The 19221-nt window shown below is 36.1% G+C and carries 20 protein-coding genes; 9 read left to right on the forward strand and 11 right to left on the reverse strand.

All coding sequences use genetic code 11. The features are described from left to right. Positions 1–260 precede the first annotated feature (260 nt). The 4 genes from AC27VX_RS21225 to mdlD all read right to left on the reverse strand — a co-directional run bounded on the left by AC27VX_RS21225 (position 261) and on the right by mdlD (position 4709). Positions 261–1304 carry an anhydro-N-acetylmuramic acid kinase gene (locus AC27VX_RS21225; protein ID WP_488697800.1) on the reverse strand — a complete coding sequence of 348 codons (1044 nt, stop codon included), beginning with the start codon at positions 1302–1304 and terminating at the stop codon, positions 261–263. Between the two features lie 10 nt (positions 1305–1314). Then, positions 1315–1905, reverse strand: coding sequence for an LPS export ABC transporter periplasmic protein LptC (gene lptC / locus AC27VX_RS21230; RefSeq protein WP_300690081.1), 591 nt, complete (start codon positions 1903–1905; stop codon positions 1315–1317). 1 nt (position 1906) lies between these two features. Beyond that, positions 1907–3193 (reverse strand): BamG family beta-barrel-assembly machinery protein, encoded by a 1287-nt coding sequence (gene bamG, locus AC27VX_RS21235; protein ID WP_488697802.1) that lies wholly within the window; start codon positions 3191–3193, stop codon positions 1907–1909. 196 nt (positions 3194–3389) lie between these two features. After that, the gene (gene mdlD / locus AC27VX_RS21240) at positions 3390–4709 is read right to left on the reverse strand and encodes an NAD(P)-dependent benzaldehyde dehydrogenase MdlD (protein ID WP_488697804.1); all 1320 of its coding nucleotides are present in this window, start codon (positions 4707–4709) and stop codon (positions 3390–3392) included. 253 nt (positions 4710–4962) lie between these two features. On the opposite strand from mdlD, the gene AC27VX_RS21245 reads away from it, so the two are divergent. Next, complete coding sequence (locus tag AC27VX_RS21245; protein ID WP_236855421.1) at positions 4963–6081, forward strand: DNA polymerase III subunit; 1119 nt, start codon at positions 4963–4965, stop codon at positions 6079–6081. Between the two features lie 48 nt (positions 6082–6129). On the opposite strand, the gene AC27VX_RS21250 is transcribed toward AC27VX_RS21245, so the two are convergent. Next, positions 6130–6360: a hypothetical protein gene (locus AC27VX_RS21250; protein ID WP_236855420.1), complete on the reverse strand. Its 231-nt coding sequence runs from the start codon at positions 6358–6360 to the stop codon at positions 6130–6132. 229 nt (positions 6361–6589) lie between these two features. On the opposite strand from AC27VX_RS21250, the gene AC27VX_RS21255 reads away from it, so the two are divergent. From AC27VX_RS21255 to AC27VX_RS21275, 5 genes are all read left to right on the forward strand, one after another. Further along, complete coding sequence (locus AC27VX_RS21255; protein ID WP_236855419.1) at positions 6590–7228, forward strand: TetR/AcrR family transcriptional regulator; 639 nt, start codon at positions 6590–6592, stop codon at positions 7226–7228. Further along, on the forward strand, positions 7212–8528 hold the full coding sequence (locus AC27VX_RS21260; RefSeq protein ID WP_236855418.1) for a TolC family protein: 1317 nt from the start codon (positions 7212–7214) through the stop codon (positions 8526–8528). The genes AC27VX_RS21255 and AC27VX_RS21260 overlap by 17 nt, the downstream gene beginning before the upstream one ends. Before the next feature lie 20 nt (positions 8529–8548). Continuing rightward, positions 8549–9652: an HlyD family secretion protein gene (locus AC27VX_RS21265; RefSeq protein ID WP_488697807.1), complete on the forward strand. Its 1104-nt coding sequence runs from the start codon at positions 8549–8551 to the stop codon at positions 9650–9652. A 158-nt stretch (positions 9653–9810) separates the two neighbouring features. Further along, the gene (locus AC27VX_RS21270; protein WP_236855416.1) at positions 9811–11388 is read left to right on the forward strand and encodes a DHA2 family efflux MFS transporter permease subunit; all 1578 of its coding nucleotides are present in this window, start codon (positions 9811–9813) and stop codon (positions 11386–11388) included. Between the two features lie 415 nt (positions 11389–11803). Beyond that, on the forward strand, positions 11804–12400 hold the full coding sequence (locus AC27VX_RS21275) for a hypothetical protein (RefSeq protein WP_488697809.1): 597 nt from the start codon (positions 11804–11806) through the stop codon (positions 12398–12400). Between the two features lie 235 nt (positions 12401–12635). Here the strand turns inward: AC27VX_RS21275 and AC27VX_RS21280 are convergent, their stop codons facing one another. Genes AC27VX_RS21280 through AC27VX_RS21290 form a run of 3 tightly spaced genes read right to left on the reverse strand, consistent with a single transcriptional unit; the run spans position 12636 to position 15008 of the window. Beyond that, entirely contained in the window at positions 12636–13646 is a 1011-nt protein-coding gene (locus AC27VX_RS21280; protein ID WP_236855414.1) for a TQO small subunit DoxD, read from the reverse strand. A 52-nt stretch (positions 13647–13698) separates the two neighbouring features. Beyond that, entirely contained in the window at positions 13699–14055 is a 357-nt protein-coding gene (locus AC27VX_RS21285; RefSeq protein WP_236855413.1) for a hypothetical protein, read from the reverse strand. A gap of 38 nt (positions 14056–14093) precedes the next feature. Continuing rightward, positions 14094–15008 carry an alpha/beta hydrolase gene (locus AC27VX_RS21290; RefSeq protein WP_488697812.1) on the reverse strand — a complete coding sequence of 305 codons (915 nt, stop codon included), beginning with the start codon at positions 15006–15008 and terminating at the stop codon, positions 14094–14096. A 166-nt stretch (positions 15009–15174) separates the two neighbouring features. On the opposite strand from AC27VX_RS21290, the gene AC27VX_RS21295 reads away from it, so the two are divergent. After that, positions 15175–15495 carry a MazG-like protein gene (locus AC27VX_RS21295; protein ID WP_488697814.1) on the forward strand — a complete coding sequence of 107 codons (321 nt, stop codon included), beginning with the start codon at positions 15175–15177 and terminating at the stop codon, positions 15493–15495. Next, positions 15492–16052, forward strand: a complete 561-nt coding sequence (locus AC27VX_RS21300) for a DNA-3-methyladenine glycosylase I (protein WP_236855410.1) — start codon at positions 15492–15494, stop codon at positions 16050–16052. Before AC27VX_RS21295 ends, AC27VX_RS21300 begins: the two co-directional genes overlap by 4 nt. A 74-nt stretch (positions 16053–16126) precedes the next feature. Here the strand turns inward: AC27VX_RS21300 and AC27VX_RS21305 are convergent, their stop codons facing one another. After that, positions 16127–16528 (reverse strand): winged helix-turn-helix transcriptional regulator, encoded by a 402-nt coding sequence (locus tag AC27VX_RS21305; protein ID WP_236855409.1) that lies wholly within the window; start codon positions 16526–16528, stop codon positions 16127–16129. 91 nt (positions 16529–16619) lie between these two features. On the opposite strand from AC27VX_RS21305, the gene AC27VX_RS21310 reads away from it, so the two are divergent. Further along, entirely contained in the window at positions 16620–17150 is a 531-nt protein-coding gene (locus AC27VX_RS21310; protein WP_488697816.1) for an NAD(P)H-dependent oxidoreductase, read from the forward strand. A 74-nt stretch (positions 17151–17224) separates the two neighbouring features. Here the strand turns inward: AC27VX_RS21310 and AC27VX_RS21315 are convergent, their stop codons facing one another. Then, complete coding sequence (locus AC27VX_RS21315; protein WP_488697818.1) at positions 17225–17731, reverse strand: DUF2199 domain-containing protein; 507 nt, start codon at positions 17729–17731, stop codon at positions 17225–17227. A 9-nt stretch (positions 17732–17740) separates the two neighbouring features. After that, positions 17741–19210 carry an FAD-binding protein gene (locus tag AC27VX_RS21320; protein ID WP_488697820.1) on the reverse strand — a complete coding sequence of 490 codons (1470 nt, stop codon included), beginning with the start codon at positions 19208–19210 and terminating at the stop codon, positions 17741–17743. Positions 19211–19221: the final 11 nt, after the last annotated feature.

Here is a 19221-nt window from a genome sequence, read left to right on the forward strand (position 1 = left end):
ATGCCCTTTTCGTAAGATTGGAGTAAAATTGGTTGATAAAATAAACCGAAAGAAGAAAATTATAATAATAAAATAATATTTTTCTTCTTGTTAACCATTTGGTAATTAGCTGAATGAGGTGTTTTAGCGATATGATTGTTGATTTTTGTGAGATCAGTTGTAAAAGGTATAGAAGTATCATACCTTGCTCGGATTTTATAGCTGAAGTACTGGATATTTTTTTATGGAAACTAATAAACGAAATACATTGAAGAGTTCATCTAAGCGATTACACCGGAACAATGATCAGTTATACTTCCTGTTGCTGAAGATAGGACATTGATCTCATTATTCATCCTTAAAACTCCCATGAAAGCAAAAATCAAAGCTTCTTTGTAGTCAATGATCTCTTTTCTGGGAAGGATCACTTCAGCTTTTGTTTTTGTTCTTATTTTTTCAATCAGAAAAGAGTTGTAAGCGCCTCCTCCGGTGATCAGGATGTCTTTTATATTGTTTTTATTAATGACATTCGAAATCTGCTGTGCAGCATGTTCTGTAAAAGTAGCGAGCGCATCTGTAGTTTCTGTATCCTTGAGTATTGGATAAATATATTGGTGACACCATTCTGCTCCCAAAGATTTTGGGTGAGACTGTTTATAGAAATCTAATGAATCCATTTGGTTAAGCACCTCTTTATCTACTTTTCCCTTTCTTGCCAGCTCTCCATTTTCGTCAAAACTTTTACCCAGCTGTTGTGCGAATTCATTCAGTACAATATTGACGGGAGCTATGTCAAAGGCAATTCTTTTACCATTGGATGACAAAGAAATATTAGAAAATCCTCCCAAATTAAGGCATGCAGAATATTCGGAAAAGAGTAATTCATCACCTATAGGAACCAATGGAGCTCCATTTCCTCTCATAAGGACATCCTGACTTCTGAAATCATAGATAACGGGGAGATTGGTCTCTAGTTTTATGGCCCGTCCATCTCCAACCTGCAGTGTGAATTTTCTTTGAGGCTGATGGAAAACCGTATGGCCATGAGACGCTATTACATCAATATTTTCAAGCTTATATTTTCTGATAAATTCTTTAACCTGCTGGCCAAGATAGAATCCATAGTCTGAATTCAGTTCCAATAAATCATCTGCTGAAAGATCAATAGCAGTACGGAGTCTGTTTTCCCAATCAGGAGAATAGGGAAGGGTTTCTGCTTTTAGAATCTGAAAAGTCCATTGTTTCTGTTTTTCAAATTCAGCCAGGCAGATATCCAAACCGTCCAGACTTGTTCCGGACATCAATCCAATAGCCAGCGATTTCATTATAACAGATTTATTTTTTATTTTCGGAAATTCTTTTTGAACTGAAATCTCCTGAATTATTATAAAAGGTGTATTCAGAAAAATCATCCTTGGCAGTCATACCATTGGCGCCTACCAGCGTAGAGCCATCTTCCATAGTAACATAAACCGTATCCTTGGTATAGATTCTTTTTTTTCTCTGATCCCAATAAATACTTTGCATAGCAAATTTCTGACCCTCATTTGTAGTGATCCTAACATTGCCTTTAGCTTCATAAAATTGCTTATAGTCAAAAAATTTAGCATATTTAGCTTTAATCGTTCCCGGAATTTTGGGCTTTTTCTTATCAAAAAACTCAATGTCAATTCCTTTTCTGGCCACAGTATAAGGACTGTCGATCAACTCATATTTTTCTATAATGGGAGCTTTTGCCTTTAATATCACAAACCCGGAATCACGTTGTACAATATTGGCATTATTGATCACCTGTGATGGAAAGTTTTTACTCTGATTACCTTTGTTTTTCGTAAGGTCTTCTTCACAGGATGTCAATATAAAAAATATAGCACAACTAAAAAGGCATGCTATATTTTTATATGATATTTTTTTTGAAAAATTCATTCTAGTTATAAAGACTCTTTCTGAACCATTTATCAGCAAAATTGAATCCGATTTTCAGGTTGATATAATTCTGGTTGATCAGGTTATCACTAAGCGTTCCTCTTTTACCGATTTCTAATCCTAATTCAAGCCCGCTCATTCTTGTAATACTGCTGTTTTTGAATGGAAGCATTACTCCGGCAGTGATACCGAATTTATTGATACTGTTACCATCTAGTTTAAGATTTCCTCTTTCATAGAAAGCTCCATATCTGTAGATTACTCTTGAGAAGTAGTTTCTGAAGTTATTGTAGTTAGGAAGGTACCATCCACCGGCAGAAACTCTGTAAGTATCCTGAAAATCAAAAGATTTACCGAAATAGGCGATATCTTCTCCTCTTTTATAATCAAGCTGTCCTGATAAGAACCAATGGTTTTCACTTCCATATCCTACCCCTAAAGAAGCTTGAAACGGAATAAGATTTTTAGAACTTACACTTTGTTGATCCAAGATACTTTCATCCATTTTAGTACCGGCTTTTGCATCTGCATACCTGTATGTACTGTTGGTATAATCAGTAGTTGTATTACTCGTATTTCCAAAAGTAGCCGTAGCACCTATGGTCAGTTTTTTATCAGTACGTGTATTTATAGTCTGATAACTTGTACCTAATGTAAAGTTAAAGTTTCTGATTCTGTTTGTCGTTTGATATCCGTTCACATATTCACTCCCATATGCAGTAAACTCATTAAGATCACTAAGATCACCAAAATAGAGATTCGCTTTTGCTCCTACCGAGAATTCCTGATTGATCTTATAAGCAACAGCCACCTGTGCAATGTTTACAGTACCGCTTCCTTTAAAGCTGTTTTGAGAAAGAGGACTTCCCTCTGCCGTTGTTTGTTGAGTTACAATATCATAACTTTTAGAACTGTAAGGCTGATAAGAAATTCCCATTTTCACTTTTGAAGAGATAGGAAATGCCAGAGATATATTGGAAAGATACGTAGAATGCTTTGTAGATTTCGTATCGTTGAAATTCGATTTGAAATAATTGTTTTCATTGGTAGCTTCCAGTTTGATACTCGTAAGTTCAAAATTGGCATTGTTTGCCGGGTTGGCAAAATTGAAACTACTGGTAAAATCACTTATAAAAGCAGTTGATATACCTCCCATGGAAGCAGTTTCGATCGTATTATCATATTTTACATCTCCAATTCCATATGCTGCATAAGGAGAGTTGCTTAGACTCTGTGCATTCAGGAAGTATCCAGCTGATATGAATGATACTACAAAGATTTTTTTCATTCTTTATTTTTAAAACAATGCGCAAATATCTTAAATATTAATGAATTGTAAAAATTATATGTGGTTAAAGTTTGTTAAGGGCCGTTCTTTAAACGAAAAATGCAATTTTTCACCCATTAGAATATCAATTTTATTATATAAAAAAAGACTGTCTACGGCATAGAACAGTCTTTTTGATAAAGGCAGACGCCCATTATTATTTTACCTGAAGTACAGAACGGCTGTGGCTGAAACTTTCAAAACTGAATTTTCCATGATATTTCCCCATTCCCGAGGTTCCTACTCCTCCAAAAGGTAGAAAATGTGAACCTACATGAATGATTGTACTATTGATTTCAGCATCTCCGCTTGTAGTATGGTTTAAAACCTGATCAGCAAATTCCTGATTTTCTGTAAAAACATACAGTGCTAATGGTTTTGGGCGGTTATTGATCTCTTCCAAAGCTTCATCAATATCATCATATGTCATAATAGGAAGGATGGGCCCGAAAATTTCCTGCTGCATAACCTGATCATCCCAGGTTACATTATCCATTAAAGTAGCCTCGAAATGTCGGGTCTCAAGATCATATCCCCCTCCATAAACTACTTTTTCAGGGGCTGCTTCCAGATAACCTGCAAGGTGTTTAATCTGGTTCTGACTTACAATTTTTCCGATTTTTCCTAAAGACTGCCCCTCATAAATAGTATTTAAATGAGCTTTAAACTTCTCAATGAAAGCATCTTTTATAGATTCGTGAATGTAAAGATAGTCAGGAGCAACACACGTTTGTCCGCAATTGATCCATTTTCCGTAGGATATTCTTTCCACAGCCTTATCCAGGTCTGCATCTTTATGAACAATTGTCGGGGATTTACCTCCCAGTTCTAAAGTCAGAGGAATCAGTTGCTCAGCAGCAGCTTTCATGACAATCTTTCCAACATTTGGGCTTCCTGTAAAGAAAATATAATCAAAGGGAAGGCTCAGTAATAATGTGTTTTCCTCAATCGCTCCCTGAATGACTGCTACATAAGACTCGTCAAAAGACTCTTTTACAATATTTTCAAGAACTTTGGCCACATGAGGGGTATTTTCGGATGGTTTTATGATGGCTGTATTTCCGGCAATCAAAGCTCCGATAAGGGGGCTGAAGGTCAGCTGAACGGGATAGTTGAAGGGACCAATAATATAATTGACTCCATAAGGCTGATAAGTCACCCTGCTCACAACTTCAGCTCCGGATGGATGTGGTTTTGAAGGTACAGGAGTAGGCTTTGCCCATTCATCAATGTTTTCCAGCAAATAATCCAGTTCACTGATGACAATCTGGATTTCCACGTACTCTGCCTCTTTTCTGCTTTTCCCCAAATCAATAGATAAGGCTTCACAAAGATCATCCGTATGAGCTAAAAAAACTTCACGAAACTTTCTTAGGGCTGCCTTACGGAATTCAATATCTTTTGTCTGATTGGTTTTGAATAAAGCTTTCTGCTGCTGGAATATTCCTTTTATTTTATGCTCTAATTCTTTGTCCATTTGTTTATCGATTTTAAAATTTGAAACTTGATGAAATTCTAACGGTAATTTACGCTTAAATTTTCTATCACAAATTTATTGTTTAAAATTAAATTGTGTAAAATTTAATTTTACATTTTATTCTAATAAGATTATTAATATTTTCTATAATATAAAAGGTATTGCAATGTCTGGGAAAGTGGAATATGCATTTTTATGCATTTTAACCAGACTTAATTTTATAAATTGAAATAAGATTTTTTATCTTTGAAGCATGAATTGGGAGAATATCGCAGGACAGAATAATCTAAAGAAACTTCTTAGAGAAAGCATTGCTGAAAACAGAGTGAGCCATGCCCAGCTTTTCGTAGGAAAAGAAGGATACGGAACATTACCTATGGTTTTGGCTTATGCAAAGGAGATTTTCAGAAAGGAAAATGAACATGCTGCTGCGAAGGTGGAGCATCTTAATCACTTGGACCTGCATTTCAGCTTTCCCGTTTTTACAGACCATAAAAATTCTTTAAGCAAAAATAAATTTGATGAATTCAGAGACATGATCATGGAGTCTCCTTATGCGAGCTATGATGACTGGGCGGCTTTTCTGGAATCTGAAAATAAGCAGCTCTTTATTTCTGCCGATGAGATTGATGATCAGAACCAGAAGTTTTCATTAAAAAGTTTTGAGGGAGGAACTAAGATTCTCATTGTCTGGAGAGCAGATAAAATGAATATTTCAGCCTCAAATAAGTTTTTAAAATTTCTGGAGGAACCACCTGCAAAGACAGTTATTCTCCTTACAGCTGAAAGTACAAATGATATACTTCCTACCATTCTTTCCAGAACACAGGTAGTGGAAGTTCCGAGAATTGATGACGAAGACCTTGAAAAGTATCTCAAACAAAGTCATTCTGTTGCCGAAGAAAAAGTCAGAGAGATTGTGCATGAAGCTCAGGGAAATCTGAATGATGCACTGAAACTACTGAACTCAGGAGACAAAACCAGTGAGTTTGAGCAGTTATTTGTGCAATGGGTTAGAGATGCATTTATGGTAAAGAAGAAGCCTGCCTACCTTAAAAGTATTATTTTTTGGGCAAGGGAAATAGCAGGGTGGAACCGGGAAAAACAGAAAAACTTTTTGAACTATTGTTCTGAGATTTTCAGATTGGCACTCCTTCAAAATTATCAGTCGGAAAACCTGGTATACAAAAAGATTGATGTCAACGGATTCAACTGGAGTGGTTTTTCAAAATTTATCAGTGGGGCCAATATTGAAAGCATTCTGGAAGAAATCAATAGTGCTGATCTGCACTTAACAAGAAATGGAAATCCTAAAATTGTATGGACAGACCTTGGGATAAAATTATCAAGACATATTCATAAAAATACATAAAACAAAACTCCGGTCAGACGATCGGAGTTTTATTTTTTATTTCGGCTGTTAAGCTGTCTTTTTTACTTTTGCCGCTTTTTTATCTTTTTCAGGAGCATTTTCAGCTGTTTTCGACTTCATATTACAGTCTTTATGCTGTGACTGAGCACTTGCCTTTTTATCTTTTACAGCACATTCTTTTTTGTCTTTGCCGGCACAGCAGCCTCCTTCTTTAGGCTTCTCCTGAGCATACCCGAATGCAAATAAACCTACAGCTAAAATTGAGATTATTTTTTTCATAATTTTAATTCTTTAACAGTGACTCAATATAATGCTTTTTGATTTATTAACGAAAATTTAAAAAAACATTAAAATAGCTAATGTTTTTTTTCGTAAATTCATATTTGATTGTACTATCGTTACCAGCTTATAGAAAGCGTCTCTTATTTACCATAAATTAAATCTATATTAAAAAACCAATCAATCGTTTGATTTGAATGAAAACTTGTGTAAATTTGCGCCCTGAAAAATGAGTAATGACATGATTTCAAAAGAAGAAAATATATTATTCGCCGCCGAAAAGCTTTTTGCTGAAAAGGGGTTCGAAGGAACTTCTACCCGGGAAATAGCCAAGGCGGCACATGTAAATATTTCTATGATCTCGTATTATTTCGGTTCTAAAGAAAAACTTTATGAGAAACTAGTGGAATACAGAATGAATGAAGGACAGTTTTTTTCAAAAGATATTTTAGAAAGAACTGATATGAACGAATGGCAAAAGATGGAAAGGGTAATAGATCAGTTTTCTCACAAGATAAGAACTCAAAAATGTTTTTACAGGATTATGCAGAGAGAACAGCTGCACACTAAAAATCCTCAGATTGTAGAGTTTTTGAAGCAGACCAAAATGGGATTTCTTTCTATGTATTCGCAAATATTGGAAAGTGGTCTCAAAAATGGAGTTTTCACGAAAAATCCTCCCATTTATCTGCTTCATTCAACGGTGAGCGGAACTTTATTTTATGCATTCAACGCTAAAGAGATGTATAAAGAGTTCCTTAATGATACTGAAGAAGAGAGCGTTTTTGACGAGACATACTATACAGAACTTAATAAACATATAAAATATTTACTAAAAGACCTTTTAGGTTATGAAGAGAATAAATAACTCAGTGATTGCATTATCACTATTCGTAGGAATAGCAAATGCAAATGCTCAGGAGAAAAAGACACTTTCTCTTGATGAAGCTGTGCAGCTGGGAATCCAGAACAGCAAGAATCTTAAGATCGACGCGGCCAAGATCGAAGAGGCTACGGCTGATCTTCTGGAAGCCAAAAACAAACAGCTTCCGGAATTGAAAGTCTCTGGGAGCTATATGTATCTTCCCATAAAACCAAATGTTGATATCAAACTCGCAGGACTTTCCGGGGGAGCAGGAGGTCCGGATATTCATCAGGTAGCTTATGGTTCGGCGAACCTTAGCGTTCCGATTTATAGTGGTGGAAGAATCAAATATGGTATTCAGTCTGCTAAATATTTAGTGGAAGCTTCAAAATTGAGTACGGAAAACGATAAAGTAGCTATAGCTTATAACGTTGCCCAGGCTTATAATAATCTGTTTAAAGCCAATCAGTCTATCAAAGTTTTTGAAGAAAATCTGTCAGCTTCTCAAAAAAGGGATGAAACATTTCTGAAAATGGAAAATAATGGATTGATCGCAAGAAATGACAGATTAAAGGCCAACCTTCAGACCTCGAATATTGAACTTCAGTTACTGGAAGCTAAAAACAACTATAATATCGCCAATATCAATATGGACTTATTATTAGGGCTGCCTGAAACTACAGAACTGGAAGTTGATCAGAATTATATTGAAGAAGGTTCAGACGTAAAACCTGTAAGCTTTTATGTGAACGAGGCCAGAGAAAATCGTAAGGATTTACAGGCCCTAGTTCAGCAAAGAAAAGCTGCAGAATTGGGAACAAAAGCAGCAAAAGCAGAAAATCTTCCCTCAATAGCTTTTACCGGAGGATATGTAGCAGCAGACATTCCTAAATTTCTTACTGTTTACAACGCTGTGAATTTAGGAGTAGGTATTTCTTACAACTTATCCAATATCTGGAAAGAAAACTCATCATTGAGACAATCACAGGCCAGAGAAAAACAATTGGCAGCTACAGATGAATTGCTGAATGATAACATTAAACTGGATGTCAACAGAGAATATCAGAATACAGATTACTCCAGAAAGAGAATTTCTGTTTTTGAAAAGACAGCGGAGCAGGCTAATGAAAATTTCAGAATTACAAAAAACAAATACGACAATGGTCTTGCTACCATGACAGAATTATTGGATGCAGACGCAGCTCAGATTGCAGCAAATGTTGGTGTGATTAATGCAAAGGCAGATGCTGCATTGGCCTACAGAAAATTATTACAGACAACAGGAACTTTAACATTTAAATAAACTTAAGAACGATACCAACAATGGAAAACAATAATACACAAGCGGCTGAACCTAAAAAGAAAAAAAGTTTAGTCTTTCCAATAATTTTGGCGGTTGTTTTAATCGGTGGAGGAATCTACGGTTATAGAGCTTACTCTTACGGACAATATCACGAAGAGACTGATGATGCTCAAATCGCTTCAAATATGTCACCTGTTATTTCTAAAATTTCAGGATATATAACTCAGGTTAAAGTAAAAGACAATCAGTTTGTGAAGAAAGGAGATACTTTGGTTGTTTTAGATAACAGAGACCAGAAAATGGCACTTGAACAAGCTCAGGCAGCTTTGTCTACAGCTAAAAGTAATATTTCAAATGCAGAGGCTTCTACCACTGCTACTTCAAAAAATATAAGCTCTTCTGAGGCTGCGGTAGTAACTGCCAACGCTCAAATAGAGGCTGCAAAAGTAAATGTCTGGAAAACAACTCAGGATTTAAAAAGATATGCAAACCTTGTGAAAGACCACTCTATTACAGAACAGCAATATGAGCAGGCTTTAGCGGCAAAACAAACAGCTGACAAGCAATTACAGGTTTTAGTTGACCAAAGAAATCAAATTGCTCAGCAAACTACTATTGCATCATCTCAAACAGCTGCCAGCTCTCAGCAAATCAGTGTTGCAGGTTCTGTAGCTAAGCAAAGAGAAGTAGATGTAGAAAATGCTAAATTGAACTTATCATATACTGTAATATTGGCATCTGAAGACGGTTTCGTTGGGAAAGTTCCTATCCAGGCCGGACAATATTTACAAGCTGGATCACAGTTGTTTTCTTTAGTTAAGGACGACCAGAAATGGGTAGTTGCTAACTTTAAAGAAACTCAGGTTCATAAAATGGTAGAAGGACAAAAAGTGAAAATTGAAATTGATGCATTCCCTGATAAAGAATTTGAAGGAGTAGTAAGTTCGTTTTCTCCGGCTACAGGTTCTACATTCTCTATTCTTCCTCCGGATAACGCGAGTGGTAACTTTGTAAAAGTAGTTCAGAGACTTCCTGTAAAAATAGATTTTGTAAACCTTGATAAAGCTATTGCAAAAAAACTGAGAACAGGAATGAACGTGAAGGCAGAGGTTGCTTTGAAATAGTATTCATGTATTGGCGTAATATGTATTCAAGAATGATTTAAGTAATTTGGTAACTCTTTCAAAGAAATTGGTTTTATCAGAATTTAAATTATTGATACATTTTACATTACATTGTACATTTTACAAAATTTTTACATCAATACATTGTACAAAAAATTATGCAAGATTCATTAGTAGAATATGGAGCCCGAAGAGTGATCATCACGATCACAGCGATTCTTTGTGCTCTGCTGGAAATTGTGGATTCCACGATTGTGAACGTTGCCCTGAACGAGATGAAGGGGAATCTGGGCTCTACACTTTCCGAAGTGGGATGGGTAATTACGGCTTATGCCATTGGTAACGTAATTATAGTACCAATGACGAGCTGGCTTTCCCAGCAGTTTGGGCGTAGAAATTACTTTGCAGCTTCTATTATCATTTTTACTGTATTTTCATTCTTATGTGGTAACGCAGATAATATTTGGGAACTCGTATTTTTCAGATTATGCCAGGGAATTGGAGGGGGAGCCTTATTGGTAACTTCGCAAACAATCATTACAGAATCCTATCCGATTGAAAAAAGAAGTATGGCCCAGGCGATTTATGGTTTGGGAGTAATTATCGGCCCTACTTTAGGTCCGCCTCTTGGAGGGTATATTGTCGATAATTATAGCTGGCCATATATTTTCTATATTAATATTCCAATCGGGATTGCAGCGACTTTGATGACACTACAGTTTATAAAAAGTCCAAAATATGCTGAAAAACGTAAGGTATCAGATGTAGACTGGTTAGGAATTGCTTTATTGGCAATTACGGTGGGATCATTACAGTTTATTCTGGAAAGAGGACATGAAGAAGACTGGTTTGCCAGTGGAATGATTGTGACATTTACAGTAGCAGCAGTATTAGGATTTATATTATTTCTCTGGAGGGAACTTACATTCAAGTACCCTATTGTAGAGCTGAGGGTTTTAAAGAACGGAAATTTACGGATCGGAACCGCAATGTCCTTTGTATTAGGATTTGGTCTGTATGGATCTACATTTATAGTTCCTTTATATACCCAGAGTATTTTGGGATGGACAGCTTTAGAATCAGGAGCATTGATGATTCCAGCTGCCTTGACAACCGCCTTTATGATGCCTATTATTGGTAAGCTCCTTTCCAAAGGAGTGAAACAGCAGATTTTGGTTTCTTTAGGACTGTTTACATTCTTTGTTTATAGTTTCTGGGGATATAAAATTCTGACTCCGGATACCAGTAAAGAGGCCTTTTTCTGGATGTTGATGGTAAGAGGAGCCGGATTAGGATTGCTGTTTATTCCAATCACATCCTTATCGCTAAGCACCTTGAAAGGTCAGGAAATTGGCCAGGGAGCCGCATTTACGGGAATGATGAGACAGTTGGGAGGATCTTTTGGGATCGCAGCAATTACAACCTTTATTGCGAATGCCAGCCAGAAATACAGGGTTAACCTGATCTCCCATCTGGACTCCAACGATTTTGATGTCCAGCAGAGATTAAATGCATTGAAAGCAAGTTTTATGGCTAAAGGGATGACTCCCGATGCTGCCATGAATGCCGCCTATAAAATGCTGGATCTTACGGTCACCAAACAGGCAACGGTACTTTCCTATATGGATGTTTTCCTGTATTTAGGAGTTGCATTCTTAATCTGTATACCGTTTATCTTATTTATTAAAGAAAGAAAGAGTAAAGAAAAAATAGATTTAAGTGAAGCCATGCACTAAATTTTTAATTAAAAACCTTCGGAATTTCCGAAGGTTTTTTTATGGGTGGGTATAGTGGATTTCTATAAAGTATTAGAAGCCAAGTTGTTTATTTTAAATTTCAGACCGATTTCTTACAATAAAAATAATATCACTTATTGGAGAGTTTATTATTTTTTATAGCTTTACAGTACCAAATGAAAAAATATGAATAGACTTCCTCTCCCTCAGACGTCCTTTTCAAAACGCACAGCCAGAATAGATTTTTTGATTCTTGTGTGAACATAGATTTTAGTATACAGCACTTTGTGCTCATTATTCCTTTATTATTATGTGAAGGAAAAATTCTCAGTTTCCGAAGAAAGAGCCATAAGCCTTTATTCATTTATATTACTGATCCTAACCATGACTATGAAAACCTTACAAAATATTAAATATGAATCCAATACAACTACCGGAGACCTATGTGGCATTATCCGATTTCAGAAAACATGATGTCTATCTGCCTGAAATGAATCAGAATCAGATTATTTCAGATTTCTTTCCAGGAACTTTTACTGAACTTACCCAGCGTCTTTCAGATATTACAGGAGCTTTTTATGGAGGTATGCTTAAGCAGGCAGGAAAGCTTTATGGAGATGAATCTATTGAGCAGCTTTCCAGTGCTTTTATGTATGATCTTGGATCAGGAATGGGCATGAGAATACTGAAAGCAAAACCAGATCTGAAGCCCGGAATCCCGGCAGTTGCAAAAATACTGATAGGAGCTATTTTTACATCCAGTCCCGAATATAATTTTGAATTTAAAGAATTAAATGACCACAGAGGCAAACTACTGATCAAAGGATTTGACCGGTATCATAGAATTACACATAGTCTGCAGATTGCAGACCAGTTGAAATGGCCGGTTATAAAACCTTTTATCCATGGAGTTTGCGATACCATGGGACTGGATGTTTTTATTGATGCAAAGGTGCTGAAACTTGATACGGACAGCTCGTGTATTTATGAGATTACCGTTTCGAAAAGTTGAAAATTGAAATTGAAGAGCTGAAAATTTAAAACTTGAAGCGATACACTTTAAATCGCATTATCACCCATCAACAGGAGCGGACTTTAGTCCGCTTTTATTATGAATATCTCATCCAAATGGCTCCATCCGAAATTTAAAATGCAGATGATCTCCAATCAGTCTTTCATTACCTATTATCAACCATTTAATTATCCACTTTCAATTATCCAATTACAACTTTCAACTTTCAATTCTATCAAATTTTCTCTATCCACTCAATACCACTGATATCAATCAGTTTTATCGAGTGAATTTCACTTTTCAGAATAATATCATCAATACTGATTGTCACATCGGCTTTAGCTCCCAGTGGAATTACCAGGCTGTGTTTGCCGGGCTTTACTTTGGCAACGTAGTGATTTCTTATATTTTCTTCAGAGAGTTTTGAAAGGTCCTTTTGAAAAAGTTCCTTTACTATATTTCCATCTTTATCCAGAATTTGAATTCCTATTAAAAAAGAACCATAAACGTCTGCCCCTTCAGTCCTATAAACTTCAAATGTTAAATCCGAATTGTTATGCGAGATATTTGAAATTTCCAGCTTTGGTTTTACAGACTTATTATGAAGGGTTCCCCATACCCCTCCATGGAAATATTGATTGGTATACAGAGTAAGTCCGAATATGATAAATGAACCTGCCAAAACAAGACCTTTAGGATTTGAAACAGGTAAACTTCCTGACCCCATCCATTGAAACCATTTTGTTTGAGTGAAACTCCTGTTTTTTTTCATGAAATAGTAATCAAGAGAATAAGGTCCGCTCCCTGTAAGGAACAAAACAAAACCTCCTGCAATCCCAAGAACACCTATCTGCCATTCATCTACGCAGGTTGTCCCCAGCCAGCCGGAACCTAATAAAATTCCCAAAGCAAGACTGAAAATCCCGATACTCATCAGGCGGGTAAGCAACCCAAGAATAATAAGAAGTCCTACGACTGCTTCAATAATAGTGAACATCATCATCGACTGCTGTAAAGTATCCGGGTGCGTAACCAGATATTCGATGATGGGTTTAATTCCTAATGCATTAGGTAAAAAATGATTGAATTTTTCTCCGATATATCCCTTTTCATCGGGAATAAGTTTGTTTTCAAGTATAAGTCTGCGCCAGAAAGCTGAAAAGTAGGTCCATCCGATAACCATGCGGAGGGATAAAGTATATAATCCGGCCAGGTCAGAAGACTGGCTGTTCATGCTATGTTTCATTGAAATTAATATTGTATTGTAAAAAACTGATTTTAATCTGATTTAAAAAAAATTAAACCAGGCTTACTTTCAGTCTTTTAAACAGAATATATTTCGGAGGACTGTTTCCCGTGGAATGCCCTGAATAATCATTGAATAAAATCTTCTCTTCTCCGGTGTTTTCTGCAGCAGAATTAAATTGTGAGAAATCCCCTTTGTATCTGTGTTGAACTCCAGCTTTTGACACAGAAATGCTGGAGGAAGCAGAAGCCGCATCGCAGCCAAAGGAAAACGCAGAGGTTGCTTTTACTTTATTCAGGCCACTGATGTACTGAATGTCAAAAATATCAAGAACATCCCTTTTCAGAGAACATGGTGATAATGAAAACGCCAATATTAGCATCGTGACGACAGCTTTATAGGTTTTCATATGGAGTCCTGATTTTGACATTATTACAAAACTACACTTTATTTTAATGTAAGCTTTATAAATTTAAAAAATTCATCCTGCTGATCTACAAATAAGTAATGTGAACAGTTATCTATAAGCTTAAAATTACCTTTTCCAACTATATTTTTAAGGTCATTCAATTGTTTTTCGGAGAATATTCCGTCATTTTTGCCATAAATACAGAAGATAGGCACTCCTTTTCTTTTAATCTCCTTTAAAACAGCAGTATTATCAAGATTGTTCAGAGGTTCATTCTGATAAAATTTGGCTGGCGAATCAGGATTTCTAATATTGTTTTTATAAAATTCACCAGCCTCATATTCTTCCCTTAAATTTTCACTTTCGGGAGTAGGAGAGGGCATCTTGAAGAAATTCATTTTACCTGCAATTTCATAACATCTCTTTCTGTAAGCTGCAGTGTTTTTATCCAGCCTTTCTATTTCTGAAATTTCTTTTAGCTGGGCAGGATCATTTTTGAAGTATATTTTTGCTTCTTTTAAAATATGATCATAGGTTTCCTGCTGAGTAAATAAAGCTCCCGCAAGAGTTAATGAGCTTACTTTCTTTGGAAACTGACGGGTAAATAAAGTACCTATGATTCCTCCAAAGCTATGGGCAATAATATGGGCCTTTTTGATTTTATACTTTATATAAAGCTGATTCAGATCTGCAAAACTTTCTTTAAAGGTCATGGTAGCATTCTCATCTTTTGAGCGGCCTTCACCACGACGGTCATAAACGATCACATAGAAACCTTTTTCAGCTAGTTTGGATGCCGTTGTTCCCTCAAATAAAGTAGCATTCCCACTTGGACCGCCATGGATAAAAATCACCGGAGGATTCTGAGAATTTCCATACACTTTGGAATAAATGGTCTGTGCCTGATAAAAAATGGAGAATATGGAAAATAGAAAGGCTGTAAAAAATTTCATGATCTTAGTTTTGAGTTTTCAAAACTAATGATTATTAAAAATAAGAGAACTATCGTCTTACTTAATTAATGTTAAATTTTAAAGATTAAAAACACTGCTGACTAACAGTTGTCAAAACCGTACCTTATCTTTATGCTCTGAAAGTTTTTAAAACAGAAATTACAATATGGACACCAATAATTTTGAAGAGATTATCAAACGATCTTTACAGATAAGAGACGAGTATCATCAACTTGAAATAAAAAGTAACGGAAAAGAGTGGACGCTGGAAGAAGATGCACTTGCTTATCTTACCGATGCCGGATTGGTAGGAAGAAATGTAATGTCACATCAGAAAACATGGCTGAAAAAAGATTCGGCAGAAGAACTTGAACATAAATTAGCAGAAAATATCTGGTGGCTGATTGTCCTGGCAGACCGAACAGGAATTGATATAAAAGAAGCCCTGGAAAAATTCTTAACCAAAACAGAAAACCTATTTCCATGAGTTATTGCTTAGCTATAGAAGGAATGCAGCCTGAAAGCAGAAGAGAACTGCACAAAAATTACCACGACAATTATTATGGATTTCCGATTCATGATGATAATGAATTGTTTGGAAGACTGATTCTTGAAATTAATCAGGCAGGATTAAGCTGGGAAACCATTTTAAAAAAAGAAGAAAGCTTTCGAAAAGCCTATGACAATTTTGATATCCATAAAATAGCAGCGTATACAGAAGAAGACCGCGAAAGGCTTCTGAGCGATAGCGGAATTATCAGAAATAAGCTAAAAGTAAATGCTGCCATAGAAAATGCCAAAACCATCATTGAGCTGCAAAAAGAATTCGGTTCATTCGAAAAATGGCTGGAACGTCATCATCCTAAAACATTACAGGAATGGATGAAGCTTTTTAAAAAAACATTCAAATTTACAGGAGGAGAGATTGTAAATGAATTTCTGATGAGTACCGGATACCTGAAAGGGTGTCATTCCGAAACTTGTCCTATTTACTTTAAGGTATTGGAAAGTAATCCATTATGGAATACTATAGAAAACAAATAGAAAAACTGATCAATATATAATTTTAAATTTCTGCGGAATGATAATCGGACTACCTGACTAATTCGTATATTTTATCATTCCGTAGAAATCTCAATTCTTTGGGGATTCTCTGAAGTCTCTTTTATAAGTTCTTTATGTTCTTTTCCCCATTTTTCAAATTCCAGAATAATAGGACCCAGTTTATAACCGATTTCTGTAAGCTCATATTCTACGCGCGGCGGAACTTCTGCATAGACTGTTCGGGTAATAATTTTATCTTCCTCCAGTCTTCGAAGCTGAAGGGTCAGCATTCGCTCTGTAATGTTATTGAGTTTTTTCTTCAGTTCACCAAACCTCATCTTTCCGTTGATCAGATAACAGCAGATAGCCAGAGCCCATTGCCCTCCGATAATATTGGAAGCATAGATCTCAGGACATTCATCAGCAAGGGCTTTTTTATTGGCAAAATTGGTGGATGTTTGCTTTATTTTAGTCATTACTTACATTTTTTATAGTACCATACAATTGGTAGCTAATGTACGAAATGTAAGTTACATGCAGTAATTTTGCATCAGAAATTTAAACATAATGAAGACGTTAATTATTGTTACACACCCTGGAATTGAAAAATCTGTTATCAATAAAAGATGGATTGAAGAACTGCAAAAAAATCCTGAAAAATACACTGTTCATCAGCTCTATAAAGTCTATCCAGATGGGAAGATCAACGTAGCAGAAGAGCAAAAACTAATGGAATCTTATGACAATATTGTATTCCAGTTTCCTTTTTACTGGTTCAGCAGTCCGCCGCTTTTGAAGCAATGGCTGGATGAGGTTGTGCTGTATGGCTGGGCGTATGGCAGCGGCAGTGGTTTCAAACTGGCAGGAAAGAAAATGTCTCTGGCGGTTACAGCCGGAATTGACGAAGAGGGCTACAGCGCTTCCGGAGAATATAAATACACAATGAAAGAACTGTTCCGGCCTTATGAACTGACCTTCGATTATATAAAAGCAGACTATAAAGAGCCTTTCGTCTACTACGGAATTGAAAGAGATTCTTCTGATGAGTGGATTGAAAAAAGTGTTCCGATGTATCTTGAGTTCCTGGATACTTTGTGATGATATGAAAAAAGAGTTGGAGTATTGAATTTTCGATACTCCAACTCATTTATTCTTTCAGCAGCTATATCTTTTTAATTTTTTTCTGCATTTAAGACCCAATTAATCCTTTTTTCGGCTTCTTCTTTTGTAATCCCATTATAAAAATCGTGTACAAAGGGATGCTCATAATCCTGATGAGGAAAGACAAACGGACGGCCAATAGTATTATTTACCACAACAGTTGTCGGTATACTTTCCGGGAAATCGTAATCCGGAAGATACGTGGAAAGCCATCCGAAATATTCAGCTTCAAATTCTTTATTGTCATAATTTTCTACATATTCGTTGAAGCTTTTCTCACTTAGCGAAACCCAGATACCATAATCAAGATCCCGGCAGTCGCCAAGAACTTCCTGTATCAGAACGGCTCTCACAAACCGATGAGTATGCTCAGTTTCTTCAACCACACAAAGATCAGAAGTCAGCTCATTGTTTTTCTGTTCCTCTTCTGATAAGCAGGTGTAATAGTAAGGAGAATTGTAGGCCAGCGCCGGCCAGTCTTCTTTTTCTTCCCCGCAGCATTCACAGATGTATTTCATAGCTGTATTTTATTTATAATGTTGATAGAATTTATTATCAAAAAGCTCAGCAGGATCATATTTTCTTTTCAGCTCAAAAAAAGATTCAGCTTGGGGATATACCTTTCTCATTTTATCTTTTCCGATATGAAGACGGTAGGGAAGATAAAAAGTACCTTCATTTTTTATAGCCATATCTACCAGATGATTGGTGAGTAATCTCATGGCATCTTCCTGCTTTACCGTTTTCTTCTGATTGAATAAAAATACAAAACCAAATACATTTTCTCTGGCATAGTTCATATAGCTGTCTTCATCTTTGTTCACCGCACGAATGGTTATGTTAAGCAGGTCCATCCCGGAATTTCTCAGAATGGGTTTAATGTCTTTAATAAACTGATTGAAGTTTCTTTCCGGAATAAAATATTCCTGAAGAAGATCTGTAGAATTGGGATCTTTGTTTTCAATAAGGGATACGTGGTCATTCAGAAGCTCGTTTCTGGAATAGACTGCATTTTTGGTCATCTTATTCATTCCGGTTTCCAGATCCCATCTTAGTCTTTTTCCGTATTCACTGTTGACGGTACTTCTGAAAACAAGGCGTTTGGTTTCTGCATTTTTGGCATTTTGAAGAGGAAGCGGCAGCGGTTTTTCATTTACTTTTTCAAAATAATTAATGGTAGCTTCCTCAAGAAAATGTTTGTCGGAAATTCTTAACCTTCCAAAAACCAGATTGACATTTGGGTTTTCGGAGATAAATTTTTTATAATAATCCGTATAATGATCAGCACTTAAACGCACATATTTATATTGAAGTGCAGCATTATCAACCACTTTTAAACGAATATCGAGAATCACTCCAAAAAGTCCGTATCCGCCAATAACGAGCTTAAAAAGCTCAGGATTTTCTTCCCGGCTGCAATTGATGATCTTTCCACTTTCGTCCATTAAGGTAAAGGATATCACACTAGACGAGATAGGAGGGAGGTTTTTCTGCCATCCATGCCCGTTCACACTGATAGAGCCGCCTACCGAGAATGAGCTGAAAGCCTGCATTACAGAAACAGATTTTCCGTATTTATCAAGATATCTGATGGCATCTTCCCAAAGAGCTCCGGACCCGATTGTAAGAATATTGGTTTTCTCATCCAGTTCCATATGTTTGTAAGGAAGCATATTCAGAAGAATTCCATTCGGGTAAATAGTATGGCCGCCCATACTGTGCTGAGCTCCGGCAATGGAGATTTTCAGGTTCTTTTCTTTTGCATATTTCAGGATCTGGCGAATTTGATTTTCGATTTCCGGTTTGGAAGAAGGTACTTTTATAAGAGTATCTATTTTGGTTAAATTCAGCTGGCTGGCATCATTGGTATAACCTTTGGGAATTTCATTTTTAAAATCAGATTCACTCCATTTTGTCTTAAGGACATGAATAATCGGAATAGAAATGAAAATGACGATTGCTGCAACCGCAAGTCTAAAAAAATGTTTCTTTTTCATGGATATATAAA

The sequence above is a fragment of the Chryseobacterium sp. 14P4.3.2 genome (genome assembly GCF_057799275.1).